This window comes from Streptomyces sp. NPDC086835 (assembly GCF_044745705.1).
Classification (GTDB): Bacteria; Actinomycetota; Actinomycetes; order Streptomycetales; family Streptomycetaceae; genus Streptomyces.
This window is the reverse complement of record NZ_JBIVAU010000002.1, coordinates 1,102,572-1,119,453: the sequence shown is the minus strand read 5'-3', so window position 1 is coordinate 1,119,453 and position 16,882 is coordinate 1,102,572. Positions and strand designations below refer to the sequence as shown.

Annotated in this window: 13 protein-coding genes; 5 read left to right on the top strand and 8 right to left on the bottom strand. The window is 71.8% G+C overall.

Going from position 1 to position 16,882, the window contains the following annotated elements; all coding sequences use genetic code 11:
• Positions 1-49: 49 nt before the first annotated feature.
• Positions 50-2,857 carry a putative bifunctional diguanylate cyclase/phosphodiesterase gene (locus ACIPJI_RS11150; protein ID WP_402245815.1) on the bottom strand — a complete coding sequence of 936 codons (2,808 nt, stop codon included), beginning with the start codon at positions 2,855-2,857 and terminating at the stop codon, positions 50-52.
• Between the two features lie 365 nt (positions 2,858-3,222).
• On the bottom strand, positions 3,223-4,173 hold the full coding sequence (locus tag ACIPJI_RS11145; RefSeq protein WP_402245694.1) for a 2-hydroxyacid dehydrogenase: 951 nt from the start codon (positions 4,171-4,173) through the stop codon (positions 3,223-3,225).
• A 75-nt stretch (positions 4,174-4,248) separates the two neighbouring features.
• On the opposite strand from ACIPJI_RS11145, the gene ACIPJI_RS11140 reads away from it, so the two are divergent.
• The 3 genes from ACIPJI_RS11140 to ACIPJI_RS11130 all read left to right on the top strand — a co-directional run bounded on the left by ACIPJI_RS11140 (position 4,249) and on the right by ACIPJI_RS11130 (position 7,056).
• Entirely contained in the window at positions 4,249-5,247 is a 999-nt protein-coding gene (locus ACIPJI_RS11140) for an aldo/keto reductase (protein WP_402245693.1), read from the top strand.
• Positions 5,248-5,483: 236 nt separating this feature from the next.
• Positions 5,484-6,626, top strand: a complete 1,143-nt coding sequence (locus tag ACIPJI_RS11135; RefSeq protein WP_402245813.1) for a PQQ-dependent sugar dehydrogenase — start codon at positions 5,484-5,486, stop codon at positions 6,624-6,626.
• 13 nt (positions 6,627-6,639) lie between these two features.
• Positions 6,640-7,056: a DUF6191 domain-containing protein gene (locus tag ACIPJI_RS11130; RefSeq protein WP_402245691.1), complete on the top strand. Its 417-nt coding sequence runs from the start codon at positions 6,640-6,642 to the stop codon at positions 7,054-7,056.
• Here the strand turns inward: ACIPJI_RS11130 and ACIPJI_RS11125 are convergent.
• Both ACIPJI_RS11125 and ACIPJI_RS11120 read right to left on the bottom strand, forming a co-directional pair.
• Positions 7,040-7,216, bottom strand: a complete 177-nt coding sequence (locus ACIPJI_RS11125; protein WP_356621129.1) for a hypothetical protein — start codon at positions 7,214-7,216, stop codon at positions 7,040-7,042. The two genes, ACIPJI_RS11130 and ACIPJI_RS11125, sit on opposite strands and share 17 nt — an antisense overlap.
• A 114-nt stretch (positions 7,217-7,330) precedes the next feature.
• On the bottom strand, positions 7,331-8,581 hold the full coding sequence (locus tag ACIPJI_RS11120; protein ID WP_307708439.1) for an MFS transporter: 1,251 nt from the start codon (positions 8,579-8,581) through the stop codon (positions 7,331-7,333).
• 60 nt (positions 8,582-8,641) lie between these two features.
• Here ACIPJI_RS11120 and ACIPJI_RS11115 point away from each other — a divergent pair, with 60 nt between their 5' ends.
• Complete coding sequence (locus ACIPJI_RS11115; protein ID WP_402245688.1) at positions 8,642-9,643, top strand: ArsR/SmtB family transcription factor; 1,002 nt, start codon at positions 8,642-8,644, stop codon at positions 9,641-9,643.
• A gap of 102 nt (positions 9,644-9,745) precedes the next feature.
• On the opposite strand, the gene ACIPJI_RS11110 is transcribed toward ACIPJI_RS11115, so the two are convergent.
• The 4 genes from ACIPJI_RS11110 to ACIPJI_RS11095 form a co-directional block, all read right to left on the bottom strand.
• Complete coding sequence (locus tag ACIPJI_RS11110; RefSeq protein WP_402245686.1) at positions 9,746-10,513, bottom strand: GNAT family N-acetyltransferase; 768 nt, start codon at positions 10,511-10,513, stop codon at positions 9,746-9,748.
• Positions 10,514-10,580: 67 nt separating this feature from the next.
• Positions 10,581-11,138, bottom strand: coding sequence for a GNAT family N-acetyltransferase (locus ACIPJI_RS11105; RefSeq protein ID WP_402245684.1), 558 nt, complete (start codon positions 11,136-11,138; stop codon positions 10,581-10,583).
• A gap of 27 nt (positions 11,139-11,165) precedes the next feature.
• A complete protein-coding gene (locus ACIPJI_RS11100) occupies positions 11,166-13,376 on the bottom strand; it encodes an MMPL family transporter (RefSeq protein WP_356621124.1) in 2,211 nt (736 codons plus the stop codon).
• 221 nt (positions 13,377-13,597) lie between these two features.
• Entirely contained in the window at positions 13,598-15,700 is a 2,103-nt protein-coding gene (locus ACIPJI_RS11095) for a phosphocholine-specific phospholipase C (protein ID WP_402245682.1), read from the bottom strand.
• A 271-nt stretch (positions 15,701-15,971) separates the two neighbouring features.
• On the opposite strand from ACIPJI_RS11095, the gene ACIPJI_RS11090 reads away from it, so the two are divergent.
• Positions 15,972-16,880, top strand: coding sequence for a hypothetical protein (locus ACIPJI_RS11090; RefSeq protein WP_402245680.1), 909 nt, complete (start codon positions 15,972-15,974; stop codon positions 16,878-16,880).
• Positions 16,881-16,882: the final 2 nt, after the last annotated feature.

The following is a 16,882-nucleotide window of genomic DNA, read 5'->3' as shown; positions in this document are numbered from 1 at the left end:
GAATTCGGGTGCGCATGGCAATGACCCTCCCCCCGGCGCGCTACCACTGTCAAGTGGGTGGGACGCGCGTCTCATTATTTGAGCCATTCCGGGCAGGCGGGATGCCCGCGGCCAGCAGCGGCAGCGCCAGCCCGTCGGGCACTGGATACTCACCCCTGGCCAGCGCACGGCGCAGCCGGTACTCGTCCAGCGGCCCGGAGAAGGCCATGCCCTGGCCGTGGGTGCACCCCATGGCACGCAGCGCCAGCACCTGCTCCGGCACGTCCACGCCGTCCGCCACGGACTGCATGCCGAGGTCACCCGCGATCCGCAGCAGGCCGCTGGTGATCTTGTGCACTCTGGCGGACTCGACGACGCCCTCGATCAGACCCCTGTCCAGTTTCAGGACGTCCACGGGGAGCCTGCGCAGCGCGTTGATCGCCGCGTAACCGCTGCCGAAGCCGTCCAGGGCGATCCGTACGCCCATCCTGCGCAGGGCGGTCAGCCGCTGTTCGAGCTCGTCGAAGGAGATGCGCGGATCACTGTCCGCGAGCTCGATGACGAGTGCGCCGGACGGCAGGCCGTGCCGCGTGAGCAGGGCCTCGATGGAGCCCAGCGGCAGCGCCCTGTCCAGGAGCAGACGCGCCGGCAGTCGCACCGACACCGTTGTCCTGTGGCCGGTGCCGGCGCGTTCCGCCGCTTGGCCGACGGCTTCCTCCAGCAGCCAGCGGCCGAGCTCGGCGCTGCGGTCGCCGTCGTCGGAGACCCGCAGGAACTCGGCAGGGGTGAAGAGGATGCCCTGCGCGGAGCGCCAACGGGCCTGTGCGGAGACCGCTGCGATCCGGCCGGTGGTGAGGCTCACCACCGGCTGGTGCAGCAGCGCGAACTCGCCCTCGTGCAGGGCGCTGCGCAGCCGCGCGGCCAGTTCGGTGCGCCGGACCACCTCGGCCTGCATCTGGGGCGCGTACAGCTCGACGCGGTCCTTGCCCGCGGCCTTGGCCCGGTACATGGCGAGGTCGGCGTTGCGCATCAGGTCGGTGGGGCTCATCGCGGGCTCGGCGAAGGCGACGCCGATGGAGGCCGCCACCCGCACCTCACCACCGTCGATGCGGTACGGCTGGGAGAGCATCAGCCGCAGCCGGTCGGCGATCTCCAGCACCTGCGACTCGCGGGCGGACCTGTCCCCGGAGCCGTCGCCGACGATCAGGGCGGCGAACTCGTCGCCGCCTAGCCGGGCGGCCGTGTCCGCGGCCCGTACGGAGTCGGCCAGCCGCCGTGCCGCCTGGATCAGCAGCTCGTCGCCCGCCTGGTGGCCGAGCCGGTCGTTGACACCCTTGAAGCCGTCGAGGTCGATGAAGAGCACGGCGGTGCCCTCGTCGCCCGCCCTGCGGCCCGTCAGGGCGCCTCTGACCCGCTCGGTGAACAGCGCGCGGTTGGGCAGGTCGGTGAGCGGGTCGTGCTCCGCGTTGTGCTGCAACTGGGCCTGCAGCCGCACCCGTTCCGTGACGTCACGGCTGTTGAAGATCAGGCCGCCCTGGTGACGGCTGACCGTCGATTCCACGTTGAGCCAGTCGCCGGAACCGGACCTGAACCGGCACTCCACGCGTGTGGTGGGCTCCGTCGACGGCTCCGCGGCCAGGAAGCGGCGCAGTTCGTGGACGACGCGGCCGAGGTCCTCCGGATGGATGAGCGAGGCGAGCTCGGTGCCGACCAGTTCCTCCGCGTCACGCCCGTAGACGCCGGCGGCCGCGGGCGAGACGTAGCGCAGGACCCCCGACGGCGCGGCGATCATGATGACGTCGCTCGACCCCTGCACCAGCGAGCGGAAGTGGTTCTCCTTCTGCGCCAGCTCGTGGGTGAGGGCGATGTTGTCGAGGAGCATGATGCCCTGCCGTACGACGAGGGCGAGGACGACGGTGCAGCCGGTGAACACGACGACCTGGTCGACCCGGCGCCCCTCGATGACGTTGTGGAGGATGCCGAGCGTGCACACGGCCGCGGCCAGGTACGGGGTCAGCGCGGACAGTGAGCTCGTTATGGGACGCACCGGATTCCTCGTGCCCCGTGGCGGACCCGCCGGCTCGCCGGTGCGCGCTCCCCAGGGGGCGTAGGCGAGCAGAAGCGAGCCCGCGAACCAGCCGGCGTCCAGCAGTTGGCCGGAGCTGTAGCTCTCCCGCAGCAGCGGTGAGGTGAAAAGGGCGTCGCACAGCACCGTGAGCGCGAGGCCGGCGATCGCGGTGTTGACCGCGGACCGGTTGGCCGGAGAGCGGCGGAAGTGCAGCGCGAGCACCATGCTGACCAGCACGATGTCCAGCAGCGGATAGGCCAGCGCGAGAGCGGCCGGGGCCACGCTCTCGCCCTGCGCGTGCGCGGTGTGGGCGAGCGCGAGGCTCCACGAAAGCGTGAGCAGCGAGCCGCCGATCAGCCAGGCGTCGAGCGCGAGGCAGACCCAGCCGGCCCTGGAGACCGGCCGTTTGGCCAGGACCAGGAGTCCGACGATGGCGGGCGGCGCGAAGCAGAGGAAGAACAGATCGGCCACGGACGTGCTCGGCACGGCACGGCCGAGCACCACCTCGTACCAGCCCCAGACGGCGTTCCCCGCCGCCGCCATGGCGGAGGAGAACGCGAACAGCAGCCACGCGGGCCGGAAGCGGCAGTTCTGCGTGCGCGCGTAGAGCAGGCAGGAGACGGCGGCGATCAGGGCGGCCAGGCTGAGCCCGAAGTCGCCCATGATCAGAGCCAGTCGGTCCGAGCCCCAGCCGAAGGAGGCGCCCACTGCGTAGCCGGCGCAGACGGAGGCCAGGACGAGCTGGCGCTTGACTCTCGAGCCGCCGCGCGGGAGCGCGCCCCGGAACACCAGTGCCCCCGGCGCGCTCATCGCGCGGTCCGGGGTCGCGCCGCCGTCCCCGGGGGCGCGGGCGGTACGGAGGCCTGGGGCGCGGCCGTCGGAGTCGTCGCCCCGCGCAGCGCCGTGCGCGGGAGTCGCCAGCGGCTGCCCTGCCGCGTCGGATCGTCGTTCCATCGGCCATGCATCGCCCGTCGCCCCCCTCACGTCTGATCGGCAATCAGTTCGCGCCACAGCACCACCCCTCGCACGGTGCAGCCCCCAGGTCGGGACGATACACCAATATCGTCACTCAGGGACATAGCCCCTCTACTCTCCGTGACGATCTCTGGCGATTAAGGCACGCGGTGCATTCGAGTGACTTCGAAGCGTGTCGGAACGGGGCGGGACCAAGGTCGTTATCCGGTCGTCACGACGACATTCCGCAAGGCCTCGCCGGCCGCGAAACGGTTGATCTGATCGGCCAGCAGCCGCTTGGCGCGCGGCATGAACGCCGAGGTGGAGCCGCCGACATGGGGGCTGATCAGTACGCCGCGGGCGTGCCAGAGCGGATGCCCGGCGGGCAGCGGTTCGGGATCCGTGACATCGAGAGCGGCGGTGATCCGACCGGTCTCCACCTCCGCGAGCAGCGCCTTTGTGTCGACGACCGGACCGCGGGCGACGTTGACGAGCAGCGCGCCGTCCTTCATCCGGCTCAGGAAGTCGGCCCCCACCAGGCCCTTCGTCCGATCGGTGAGCGGGGTGCACAGGATCACGACATCGGCGTCCGGCAACAGGACGGGAAGGTCGGTGAGTGCGCGCACTTCGCCGCGCTCCGTTGTACGGGCGGAGCGCGCGACGCGCGCCACCCGCGCACACTCGAACGGCGCGAGCCGGTCCTCGACGGCGGCGCCGATGGACCCGTATCCCACGATGAGCACCGACTTGTCGGCCAGCGACGGGTAGAAGCCGGACCGCCACTGCTCCGAGTCCTGCCCGCGCACGAACCCGGGGATGCCGCGCAGCGAGGCGAGGACGAGCGCGAGGGCGAGCTCGGCCGTGGACGCCTCGTGGACGCCCTTGGCGTTGCACAGCCGCACACCGGCGGGCAGCAGGTCGAGTCCCGGCTCCACATGGTCGAGGCCCGCGGAGAGCGTCTGCACGACGCGTACGGACTTCATGGCGGCCAGCGGCCGTATGGCCACCTCCATGCCCTTCATGTACGGGACGGCGTAGAAGGCGCAGTCGGCGGGGTCGGCGGGGTAGTCGGGTCCGCCGTCCCAGAACCGGTACGTCAGGCCCGTCGCGGAGGGGGCGGGGAGGCCGTCGATCTCGTCGGCCGGGACGGGGAGCCACACATCAGCAGTCATGGTCAGGAGGCTATGCGAAGGCCGCTGGCGCCTATTGGTTAGTTTGGGGAGCGGCCGAGGGAGAGGTACGGGGAGTTGGAGCGCAGGGCGATCGGTGCGGCGGGCCTCGAGGTGGGCGCCGTGGGGCTCGGCTGCATGCCGATGAGCTGGGCCTACAGCAGCTCCCAGCAGCGCGGGGACCGGTCGCTCCGCACCGTCCACAGCGCGCTCGACGCCGGTTCGAGCCTGCTGGACACGGCCGACATGTACGGCCCGTTCACCAACGAGCTGCTGCTCGGCCGGGTCCTCAAGGAGCGGCGCGCGGACGCCTTCGTGTCGACGAAGGCGGGCCTGCTCGTCGGCGACCAGCACATCGTCGCCAACGGGCGGCCCGGATATGTGAAGCGTGCCTGCGACGCCTCGCTGCGGCGGCTCCAGACCGACGTGATCGACCTGTACCAGCTCCACCGCGCCGACCCCGAGGTGCCCGTGGAGGAGACCTGGGGCGCGATGGCGGAGCTGGTGGGTGTCGGCAAGGTGCGGGCGCTCGGGATGTGCGCCGTCGGTGCGCGGGCGTCACGCCGCTCGGGGGGTGACCTGTACGAGGGAACGATTCGCCAACTGGAGCGGATGCAGCAGGTGTTCCCGGTGAGCACGGTTCAGGCGGAGCTGTCGGTCTGGTCGCCCCAGGCCCTGGAACGGCTGCTCCCGTGGTGCGAGGCGCGCGGAGTGGGCTTCCTCGCGGCCACGCCTCTGGGGAACGGGTTCCTGACGGGAACGCTCACCCCGGGGCAGGGTTTCGAGCCGGACGACGTACGGGCGCGCCACCCCCGGTTCACGGCGGAGATGATGGCGGCCAACCAGCCGGTCGTGGCGGGACTGCGTCGGGTCGCCGCACGGCACGGGGACGCCGTCACACCGGCGCAGGTGGCCCTGGCCTGGGTGCTGGCCCAGGGACGGCACGTGGTGCCGGTGCCCGGTACGAAGCGCCCGGAGTGGGCGGTGGAGAACGCGGGCGCGTGGAAGCTGGAGCTCACGGCGTACGACCTGGCGGAGATCGCGGCGCTGCCGCCGGCACGGGGTTCGTGGGACTGAGCGCCGCCACGGCCTCCCCTTCCCACCGGGCGCGCGGACGGCTGCCGCGGCTTCCCGGTGTACCCGGACCGGACCGCTGCCGAGGCGTCTCGCCGACCGGCGCGCGGACGGCTGCCGCGGCTTCTCCGCAAGATCGGGAACCTGAACGGCGGCGGCGGTGTAAGAAGAACAGGAAGGCAGCTCCAGCCGCCGTCGAAGGGATCACAACCGTGCACCGTCCTGCAGTGACGGCCGTAATGGCCGCCGTCGCACTCCTCTTTGCGGCCGGATGCTCGTCGGGCGGCGGGACGAGTCCGTCCGCCGGTACGCCCGGCGCCTCCAAGGAAGCCGCGTCGCCCTCGCCCACGGCGCCCAGCCCCGCGCCCAGCCCCGCAGGCCCGCCCGCGAAGGGCTCCGTGAAGGTCGTGTCCACCCTGACGGAGGACCTCAAGTCGCCCTGGGGCGCGGCAGTCCTGCCGGGCGGCGACCTGCTGGTGACCTCGCGGGACGAAGGGACGATCACCCGGGTCGACGCGGAGAGCGGCAAGAAGACCGAGATCGGTTCCGTGCCGGGGGTCGCACCGGCCGGGGAGGGCGGCCTGCTGGGCCTCGCGATCTCCCCCTCGTTCGCCTCCGACCGCCAGGTGTACGTGTACTTCACCACCGCCTCCGACAACCGCATCGCCCGCCTGCTCTACGACGAGCAGAAGCCGGCCGGCCAGCAGTTGGGCGCGCCGGACACGGTGCTCCGCGGCATCCCCAAGGGGATCATCCACAACGGCGGGCGGATCGCTTTCGGTCCGGACAAGATGCTGTACGCGGGCACGGGTGAGACGGGCGAGACCGGTCTCGCCCAGGACAAGGAGTCGCTGGGCGGCAAGATCCTCCGCATGACGCCGGACGGCCGCCCGGTCCACGGCAACCCGGAGGCCGATTCCGTCGTCTACTCGTACGGCCACCGCAATGTGCAGGGCCTCGCCTGGGACTCCGAGAAGCGACTGTGGGCGGCGGAGTTCGGGCAGAACACCTGGGACGAGCTCAATCTGATCGAGCCGGGGAAGAACTACGGATGGCCGGAGGTCGAGGGCAAGGGCGGCCGGTCCGGCTTCGTCGACCCGGTCGCACAGTGGAAGACGACGGACGCCTCACCGAGCGGCATCGCGTACGCGCGGGGCTCGATCTGGATGGCGGGGCTGCTCGGCGAACGTTTGTGGCGCATCCCGCTGTCCGGGACCGCGCCTTCCGCGGACCCGCAGCCCTTCCTCGAGGAGGAGCACGGCCGTCTGCGCACTGTCGTACCGGCGGGCGGGGACAAGCTCTGGCTCCTCACCAGCGAGACCGACACCCGCGGCACGCCGGAGTCGGGCGACGACAAGATCCTCCAACTGGAGGTCCGATAGGGGAGGCCGATCCGTGTTCAACGCCTTCGAGGAGATCTTCGCACCCGGCCGTAAGCACACCGACGACGAACGCAACCGCCTGGCGCTGACCAGGGTCGACGTGGGCGACGGCGACCCCGGGCGTGGCCCGATAGACCTCGACTCGGGCAAGGTGACGGTCCGGGCCACGGACCCTGCCCATCCGGACCCTGCGCATCCGGACCCTGCGCATCCAAACGCGGCACATCCAAATGCGCCGGCGGCGGCAGAGGCTCCGGCGCCGGATGCGAGGGTGGGGCGGGCCGACGAGCCGGGTGCAGCAGCCGGTGCGGTCGACACCGCCGGCACGGCAGACGCGGTCGCCCCAACAGACGCGGCAGGTACGGCTGACGGGGATGCTGTCGACGGGCCTCAGAGGCCGGCGCCGCGGAGAGTCACGCCGCCCGGGTGAAACGCCGGCGGTCGGGACGGCTCGTCCGCCCTGCCCCTCCGTCCGGGGCGGACGGCCGCTCGGCGCGGCGGGAACGTGCGCGGCGGGGGACGCGGCGCTCGGCGCCGGCCTCCCGGATCAGGTCGGCGCGGCGCAGCTGCTGCATGGCGTGGTCGAGCATGTCGTTCCTCCGGTGTCGGCGGGGCGGCCTTCCCGGCCCCGGTCTGTGCGGGCGGCGTCGGGCGTCCACCGGGTCCTCGGAGGCCCAGGGCGCCTCGGGAGCGCGTGCGGGGCGTCAGACCGTTTCCGTCGCGCTGGGGTCCTTGCCCCTGCCGGTGAGACCGGAGCCGGTGTCGGCAGCGGCCGGCGCGCGTCCGGCCGCCGGTGCGAGGCGCCGGAGGCCCGGTGTCAGGGCAAGGGTGACCGCGGCGGAGGCGGCGGCCATCACGGTCATGGCGGTCGCGGGCGAGGTGAGCTGGGCGATGCCTCCCGCGATCGCCGCGGCGACGCCCTGCATGGTGAGCATCCCCGAGGAGTGCAGTCCGAGTGCGTGACCCGTCAGCTCGCTCGGCGTCAGCGACAGCAGGCGTTCCTGGAGCAGCAGGCTGGCGGAGAAGCCGACCGCCCCCACGGTCACGGCGGTGAGCGCCACAGGCAGCGCAGGGTGCAGGAAGAAAATCAGATACGGGGCGGCGAGCAACAGCAGCAGGGGCGGCGCACCGAATCTGTCACGCAGACGCACGGGCAGGAAGCGGCCGGTCAGGATGTCCCCGGCCAGCATCCCCACCGCGGCGCAGGCGAACAGGAGCCCCGCGTGGCGTGGAGCGTAGGAGACGAAGAGGGACTCACAGCCGACGACGAGTCCGCCTGGCACCCACAGGGCGAGGTAGACGCGGCGCCGCGGTTTCGACGCCCACAGGCGCACGTTGGTCCCCCAGCTCTCGCGCGCGGACGGGCGGCCTTTCGCGCGCGGAGGCCGCCTCGTGAGGCCGATGCGGGCGACGGCCGCGGAGACGACGTACAGCGCGGCTCCGGTGAGGAGGGCCTCGCGTGGCGTCAGGACGTTGACGAGTACGCCGCCGACGGCGTAGCCGCAGATCTGGAGGCTTCCCGCGCACATGTTGTGCACGGAACGGCCGAGCAGGTAGCCCTCTGCGGGGAGGATCTCCGTGAGCAGTCCGTAGCGCACCCCGCCGCCGACCGAGCCGACCGTGCCCTGCACCGACAGGATCACGAAGATGCCCCACACCGGCAGGCCGGGCAGGGCCAGGGCCGTGGTGGTCACGGCGAAGAAGAGCGCCAGGCCGACGGTCGCGGCGCGCGGTGGCAGGCGGTCCGCCGCCGACAGCAGGACACTGGCGCCGATCATCTGCGCGAGCTTCGGGCCGAACATGCTGAGGGCTGCCAGGAGCGGCGAGCCGGTGGCGTCGTGGACGAGCGTCCCCAGGGCGAGCCCGCTCACCGTCAGGGCCGCCACGTGTGCGGCGGAGACCGCCAGCAAGGGGGCGAACTCCGGTGCTTCGAAGAGCTCTTGGTAGGTGCGCATGGACGGAGTGTCGGCAGGCGTTCGGGCGCGGAGTTAATGTTTCGCGGGGAGGCGAAACCATTGGGCTGGTGGGAGGTCAACGCGGACACGCTCGCGGGCAGCCGCTTCGTCGTGTCCCCCCTGTGCGAGACGACGGCGAGCCTGATGGTCCTGAAGAAGGACTCGCCCGCGCATCCCGCCGAGCGTCGGTGGCTGGAGCGTCATCGGCCCGCATTCCTGGAGCGGCTGGCCGCCGACCCGGTCACCGCCCTGCTGGTGCCCGTCGCACTGGGCAGGCACCGGTGGATAGCCGACTTCCTGACGCCGGTGCCGCTGCTCGAGCGTGCGGCCCAGGGCGGCGCGGAGTTCTACGACGAGCTGGCACGGATCCGCGAGACACCGGCCGACACCGCCCGCGCCGACCTCGAGATCGCTCATCGCGGACCGCTGCCCGACGTGTTGCTGCGCCCCGATCTCCCGGAGCGCATCGCCGGCCTGCTGGAGTGGGTGTGGCGGGAGACCGTGGCGCCCGACTGGCCACGGCGGCGGCGCGTCATCGAGGCCGATGTGGTCGCGCGTACGGACCAGTTGAGCCGGGCGGGCTGGGCGGCCGCACTGGACGACATGCATCCGGAGATGCGGTGGCTGGGCGACAACCGGCTGCAGATCAACACCCGTGCCTTCCCGCCTCGGCAACTGATGGGATCGCAGTTGCTGTTCGTGCCGGTCACGCCGCGCACGGGATGGATCTCCACGGACCGGCCGGACGCCGACGGCACGGTGCACAGGAACGCGGTGGTGTACCCGTGCTCGGGCACGCTGGCGGAGCCGGAGCGTGCCGCAGCCCCGGAGGCGCTGGACAGGCTGCTCGGCGCCGGGCGGGCGAGCGTGCTGGTGCTCCTGGACAGCCCGATGAGCACGACGCACCTGGTGGCGCTGACGGGCCAGGGTCTCGGCTCGGTGGGCCGCCACCTCAAGGTGCTGCTGGACGCCGGGCTGGTGGGCCGCCGCCGTGCGGGACGGTCCGTGCTCTACTACCGCTCGGCCGCCGGCGACGTGCTGGTGCGGGCGCCAAGCTCGTAGCGACCGCGGGGCGTAACGGCTCGGGACCACGGCACGGGATCACGGCCCGGGATCCCAGGGGATCACAGCACGTGCCTCACGACAGGGGTCGGAGCGCGTGGCTCACGGCTCGTAGACGTACGGCGTCGTGGTGCACAGCGCCGTGAAGCCGAGCCGTTCGAGGATGGGGCGGCTGTCGTCCGACGCGTCGACCTGCAGAAAGCGGACGCCCTTGGCCACGGCGAGACGGGCCCGGTGGGCGACCAGGGCCCGGTAGATGCCGCGGCCGCGCCACGCGGCGAGCGTGCCGCCGCCCCAGAGGCCGGCGAAGTCCGTCCCCGGACAGCGTTCCATCCGGGCCGAGCAGACGGGCAGGTCGCCCGCCATCGCGACGGTGATGTCGATCGTGTCGGGGTCCTTGGCCAGCTGGGCGAGGAGCTGCTCACGCAGCCGGTCGCTGCTGGTGCCGAAGGCCTGCTCGTGCACCTGTGCCACGAGGTCGACGCCCGCCGGGCCGGTCACCGGCTCCAGCCGTACCCCGTCGGGCAGCACGGCACCGGCCGTCAGGTGGGCGGCCTCCCCGACCATCACCGTCTCGTCGGGCTCAGGGGTGAACCCGGCCGCGAGCAGCCGCTCGCCGAGGTCGTGCGGAGTGTCGTAGCTGTACAGCTTCCACTCGAAGGGGCGGGCGAGCCCGGAGAAGTACCGCACCTGCCCCTCGATCACCGCATCGGCCGTCTCCGGACTCAGCGCGGACCACACGACGCCGCTCCAGTCACCGTCGGCGCCGGTCTGGCGCACCACGTCACCGGCCGGCTCGCCGCCGGGGGCGTCCCGGCGCAACTGCTGGTCGAACAGGGCGAGTACGGCTTGCCGATCACGTTGGTCCATTGGCGCATTGGAGCACCGCCCGCTCAGGAGCACCATCGGATTTCCGCGCCGTGCGGCCGGCGGCCGGCTACGCGGCCCGCCGCTTGCGCCACTCCGGGGCCAGCACCGACCAGATCTGCTCGTCGTGCCGCTCGCCGCGGTACAGGTAGAGCTCCCGCTGGGTGCCCTCGTGGGTCATGCCCAGGCGCTTGGCGACGTTGATACTGGCCTGGTTGGCGGAGGCGACGATCCATTCGACGCGGTGCATTCCGCGCACCTCCACCGCCCAGTCGATGATGACCGTCACGGCGCGCGTGACCAGGCCCCGGCCGGCCGCGGTGGGTTCGAGCCAGCAGCCCGCCTCGCAGGTCCCCTGGGCCACGTCCATGGTGCGGAACATGACGCCGCCGACGAGGGTGCCCTCCAGCCAGATGCCGTAGATGCGTCCCGTGTCCGCGGCGGCCTTCTCGGCGTACGACCGGAGGAAGGCCCGGGCGGCGGGGACGTCCTTGACGATGTCCGGCAGGCCGACGTGGCGGCCGATGTACTCGCGGCCACGGTCGATGTGGGCGAAGAACTCCTCCGCCTGCCAGGGTTCCAGGGGACGCAGTTCCGCTCCGTCGTCGCCGAGGCTTATGGCAAACACAGTGCTCCTCCGATGGACCGCGGGCCGTTACTGCACGAGCTCGCCGTCCTCGCGCGCGCGTGCACCGGGGATCCTCGCATGCGCGGCCTCGCGGCACTCGGGCTTTTCGATGCTGATCCGGGGCAGCAGGCGCCCCATCCACCGGGGCAGCCACCAGTTCGCGCCGCCGAGCATGTGCATCAGGGCGGGCACCAGCAGGGTGCGCAGTACGAAGGCGTCCAGCGCCACGGCCGCGGCGAGGCCGATGCCGAACATGGCGATGACCCGGTCGCCGCTGAGCACGAAGGCGAGGAAGACGGAGATCATGATGACGGCGGCGGAGTTGATCACACGGCTGGTCTCGGCGAGGCCGACCCGTACCGCGCGCCGGTTGTCGCCGGTCTCCAGCCACTCCTCGTACATCCGGCTGACCAGGAAGACCTGGTAGTCCATGGAGAGGCCGAAGAGCACCGAGACCATGATCACCGGCAGGAAGGGCTCGATGGGACCCGCGCTGCCGAGACCGAGCAGCTCGCTGCCCCAGCCCCACTGGAAGACGGCCACGACGATGCCGAAGGCGGACGCGACGGCGAGGACGTTCATCGCCGCGGCCTTCAGCGGGATGCCGAGGGAGCGGAAGGCGAGCAGCAGCAGCATGCAGCCGAGCGCGATGACGACGCCGACGAAGAGCGGCAGCTTGCCGACGATGATCTCAGCGAAGTCGTCGTAGCCGGCGGTGACACCGCCGACGTGCACCTGGAGCGAAGTGCCGTTCTCCGCGACCGGCAGGACCTCGGAGCGCAGGCGGTCGACGAGTTCGCTCGTCGTCTTCGACTGCGGCGCGGACTCCGGGACGACGGTGAGCACCGCTGTGTCCCCGCTGCTGTTGTAGGCGACGGGCCCGGCGGACGCGACGCCGTCGGTGGCCTGGAGGTCCTCCCGGAGCCGGTCCAGCGCCACATGGTCGTCGGGTCCCTCCAGCTCGGCGACGAGGGTGAGAGGCCCGTTGACGCCGGGGCCGAAGCCGTCGGCGAGCATGTCGTACGACTGCCGGGTGGTGGCGGAGGCGGGCCCGTTGCCCTGGTCGGACGTGCCGAGGTGGAGCGAGAACGTCGGCAGGGCGAGCGCCAGCATGACGACCGCGGCGAGGGCGCCCAGCAGCTTGGGCCGGCGCTCGACGAAGGCGGACCAGCGGGCGGCGAAGCCGGTGGGCAGTTCGGGCTGCGGCCCCTGTTCGACCAGTCGGCGGTGCTCGCGCCGGCTCAGCGCCCGCATGCCGATCATCGAGAGCAGGGCGGGCAGCAGCGTCACGGACGCGGCCACGGTGAGGACGACGGTGAGGGACGCGGCGATCGCGACGCCGTTGAGGAAGCCGAGTCGCAGGATCAGCATCCCGAGGAGCGCGATGCAGACGGTGGCGCCGGCGAAGACGACGGCGCGGCCCGTGGTGGCCACGGCGTCGTGTACCGCCTCGTCCACGGCCAGGCCGCGCTTGAGCCCCTTGCGGTGTCTGGTGACGATGAAGAGCGCGTAGTCGATGCCGACGCCGAGGCCGATCAAGAGGCCCAGCATGGGCGCGAAGTCGGCGACGGTCATGACGTGGCCGAGGAGAACGATGCCCGCGTAGGCGGTTCCGACGGACACGAGCGCCGTGGCGATGGGCAGCACGCTGGCGGCGAGGGAGCCGAAGACCAGGAAGAGGACGACCGCCGCGACCGCCACACCGACCATTTCGGCGAGATGCCCGTCGGGGGCCTCGGTCAGGGCGATGGCGCTGCCGCCGAGCTCGACGTCCACCCCGTCGCCCGCGGCCGCCTTCGCGGTGTCGACGACGGCCCTGGCCTGCGCCTCGGAGATGTCCTCGACCTGGTGCTCGAAGGAGACCACGGCGAAGGCGGTGCGGAAGTCGGGACTGATCTGCGTGGCGCCGTCGCTGCCGTACGGGCTCACGACTGCGGCGATTCCGTCGAGCTCGGCGACGTCCTGGAGCATGTCCGACATGCGCTTCTCGACGTCGGGGGCCCGGACGCTGCCGCTGTCGGTGCGCCAGACGATGGTGTCGCTGTCGCCGGCCCGGCCGTGGAAGCCCTCCTGGAGGAGGGTGGTGGCGCGGCCGGATTCGGTGCCCGGAACCTCGTAGTCGTTGGAGTAAGCGGCTCCGGCGACGCCCGCGGCGGCAGCGACGCCGCCGAGTGTGACGAGCCAGAGCAGGACGACGACGAGGCGGTGCGTGACGCACCACCGGGCAATTGCTGCCAACGGACCGGCTCCCCTGGTGGTTCGTGGATCTTTGGTCGGGAACAGCCCGCAAAGAACTCATGACCTGCAAGGAGACACTCTGGCAGTCAATCGTGATCGTTTGTCCCTTTCGTGGCGTGAGTCACATGGATGCACACCGGTGCATAACGGCGCACATCGCCGACCCCCACGACACCCCATGACATTGATGTGCACAGGTCACCCTGGCGGCAGGCGCAGTGTCAGCCCGAGACGCTCGGGCGGCCGTTCTCGATGTGTCCCATCAGCCGGCGCCGGAAGCCGGACTCACGTTGCGGCCCTTCGACGGTCACCTCGAGGTCGTACCAGCCGTGCGCGTCGGCCGCCGAGTGCACGACGGTGCGGCTGCGTCCGGCCTTCACGGTGATCCTGCGGGTCCAGCCGTGCAGGTCCGCCTCATCGACGTAACCGAGGGGCCGCACGGTGAACGTGAGGGGCGCGCTGCCGGTGTTGCGCAGCGCGAGGTGCACGTCGCGGTCGTGGTGGTCGATGACGGAGCGGACCTCGGCGGTGCCCCGCGCGGGGCCGGCGAAATCCCGGCGGAAGCCGTTCGGCCCGATGATGGTGAAACGGTAGTCCGCACGCGTAAGGGGCACCCTCCATTGCGCCTCGCCCCTTACATCCCGGTGCTGCGGCACGGGAAACTCACCGGCGTACGGATAGAGCGCGAAATGCGCGCTCGCCCGTCCGCTGTTGCGGAGCGCCACGGTGACCGCGTCGGCGGTCAGCGTCGCGTGGGCGTCGGGCTGGTACGGCAGAGGACGCGCGGGGCGGGTGCCCGGCTCCTGGACGGGCATCGCCTGCACCTTGGGCGGCAGCGGCCGCCAGCGGCCCGTGAACGGGGGTATCTCCCCCGGCTGCTCCACCTCCGGCTGGGGCCGTGCCCTGCCGAAGTCGAATGCCGAGGTGAGGTCGCCGGTCACGGTGCGCCGCCACGGGGTGATGTTGGGCTCCTCGACACCGGTCCACCGTTCCAGCAGCCGGATCACCGAAGTGTGGTCGAAGACCTCGGAGCAGACGTAGCCACCGACCGACCAGGGCGAGACGACCAGCATGGGGACGCGGATACCGAGGCCGGTCGGGAGCCCCTGCCAGCGCTCGTCGGTGTCGTCGGAGGGCGGGACGGGCGGCGGCACATGGTCGAAGAAGCCGTCGTTCTCGTCGTAGTTGATCAGGACGACGGTGCGCCGCCAGACGTCGGGGTGCGAGGCGAGGGCGTCGAGGACCTTGTAGACGAGGGAGGCGGAAGCGATGGGCGACGAGGCCCCGGGGTGCTCGGAGTCCACGGCCGACGGCACGAGGTAGGAGACGGCGGGGAGCCGGCCGGCGGCCACGTCGGCACGGAAAGTGTCGGCGAGTGTGCCGGTCTCGACCCGGCGCAGCCCGCGCTCGAAGAGCGACCGCTCGCTCTTCGACAGCGTCGCGACCCCCTGCTCGAGCGACGCGAGCAGCGCGGCGCGCTCCGCCGCGTCCTCGGTCTCGCGGACCTTGGCGTAGAAGGCCTCCATGTACGTGAAGCCACCGGACCGAGCCAGCGCCTTGCGCGCGATCTTCTTGAAGCTCGTGAAGAACTCGATGCTGTTGTCGGTGAAGTTCTCCCACTCCGTGTACGTCTTCCAGGTGTGGCCCGCCTGCTCCAGGCGCTCCGCGTACGTCGGCCACGGGTAGCCGGGGTGGGTGCCCTCCGCGTACGCGGCGTTGGTCACGGCACGCGTGCCGTCGGCCTCGTGTCCGGTCCAACCGCTCCAGAGGTGGTTGCGGTTCGGGTTCGTCGAGGTGTGGATCGAGGAGTGGTAGGCGTCGCAGATGGTGAAGGTGTCCGCGAGCTCGTAGTGCAGCGGCAGATCGCGCCGGTCGTAGTAGGCCATTGTCGCGGCGGTCTTCGCGGAGACCCAGCCGTCCATCCAGCCGTCGCGCCAGGCCTTGGCGCCGCCGCCCCACGAGTGGTCGAGGTCGCCGATGTACTGGAGGTCCTTCCGCTGCGCCGCCGCGGCCTCCCGCACGGGGAAGGGAAGCACCGGACCCTGCGGGCCGGGCTGCTCGAAGACGGCCCCGCCGGAGGGGAGTTCGACCGCGTTGCGGTCCCCGAAGCCGCGCACTCCGCGCAGTGTCCCGAAGTAGTGGTCGAAGGACCGGTTCTCCTGCATGAGGATCACCACGTGCTCGACCGCGCGCAGCCCGCCGGCCGGCGGATCCGCGGAGAGCACCGCCCGGAGGGACGGCGGCAGCAGAGATCCCGCGGCCGACGCGCCGAGTGCTCCGGTACCGAGCCTGAGCACACTTCTGCGCGAAATCTCCGGTGACATCCACGACCTCCCGTCGACGGCCAATGGTTCATCCTTGAGCCATTGCTCCGCAGGGACGGTAGTCGGAGCCGATGTCGGCGAGAAGGCCTGGTGACGTCCGAGTGGTGAACGTCCAAGAGTCCGACCGGAAAGTCCGATCGACATCCGGCCAACGGCGGAACCGCCCGCTCCACCATACTCAGGGCAGGGACATCCGGCCTCGAGGGCGCCCGACGGCGGGAATCGGCCGTGGTCCACAAGACGAGCGGATTTGTCGGCGCCGGCTGGCACGATGGCCGACATGGAATACAGGGGGATCCACCAGACAGCCCTGACGCCCGCGGACGCCGCGGAGTTCGCCCGCATGCTCCATGACGCGCCCGGCCCGCATCTGGGCCGCGCCCCCGTCCCCGTGCTCGTCCATGAGCCGGACACGACCCCTGCCGGGCGCCGCCGCGCGCTCCAGGGGGTGTACGACGCGATCGTGGCGCGGATCGGCGAGCCGACGCTGTACGGCGGCTCGGCCAAGGGCCCGAGCGTCCGCTGGCGTGACGGCCGCAGAATCGTCCTGCTCGCCGGGGACCGGCAGCAGGTGGGGCTGTCGGTCCACGACACCTTGACCCTCGAGGGCGAGGAGCGGCGGGCCTTCGAGTGGGGCGGCGCGTGGTCCGGCGGCGAACCGTACGACCCGGCGTTCCTTCCGTACGTGTGGCAGCTCGACCGCAGCGGCCCCGGCGAGCGCCCGACGTCCCGTCAGGGCGGTCGGCCCGCCGCGGACCTGGGGCAGTTCCAGTACGGCCTTCAGCTGCTTCTCGCGGCGTGGGTGGAGCAGCTGCCGGTGCAGGTCGGCACCGACTGGGCCAGCTTCTGCCTGACCAGCGCCGTCGACCGGGGCCGCCAGCTGCTCGTGTCCTACAGCCTCGAGGACGGCCTGCAGGCCTCGATCGACGACCGCGACGGGGAGAACAACGAGGACCGCGCCAGGATGATGCTCGCCCGCGGCTGGCAGAGCAGGGACCGCGGCTGGTGGCAGACGGACTTCCCCGATCCCGGACCGGAGAACGCCGCGGATCTGGCCGCCCTCGTCGTCACCGAACTGTGCGCCCGCGGCACCAGGGCGCCGGAGGAACTGCGTGCGAGGGACGTGAGCTGCAAGGACCGCGGCGAACTGTGGCTGCCGGGGCTGGGCGTCCGTCACTGACC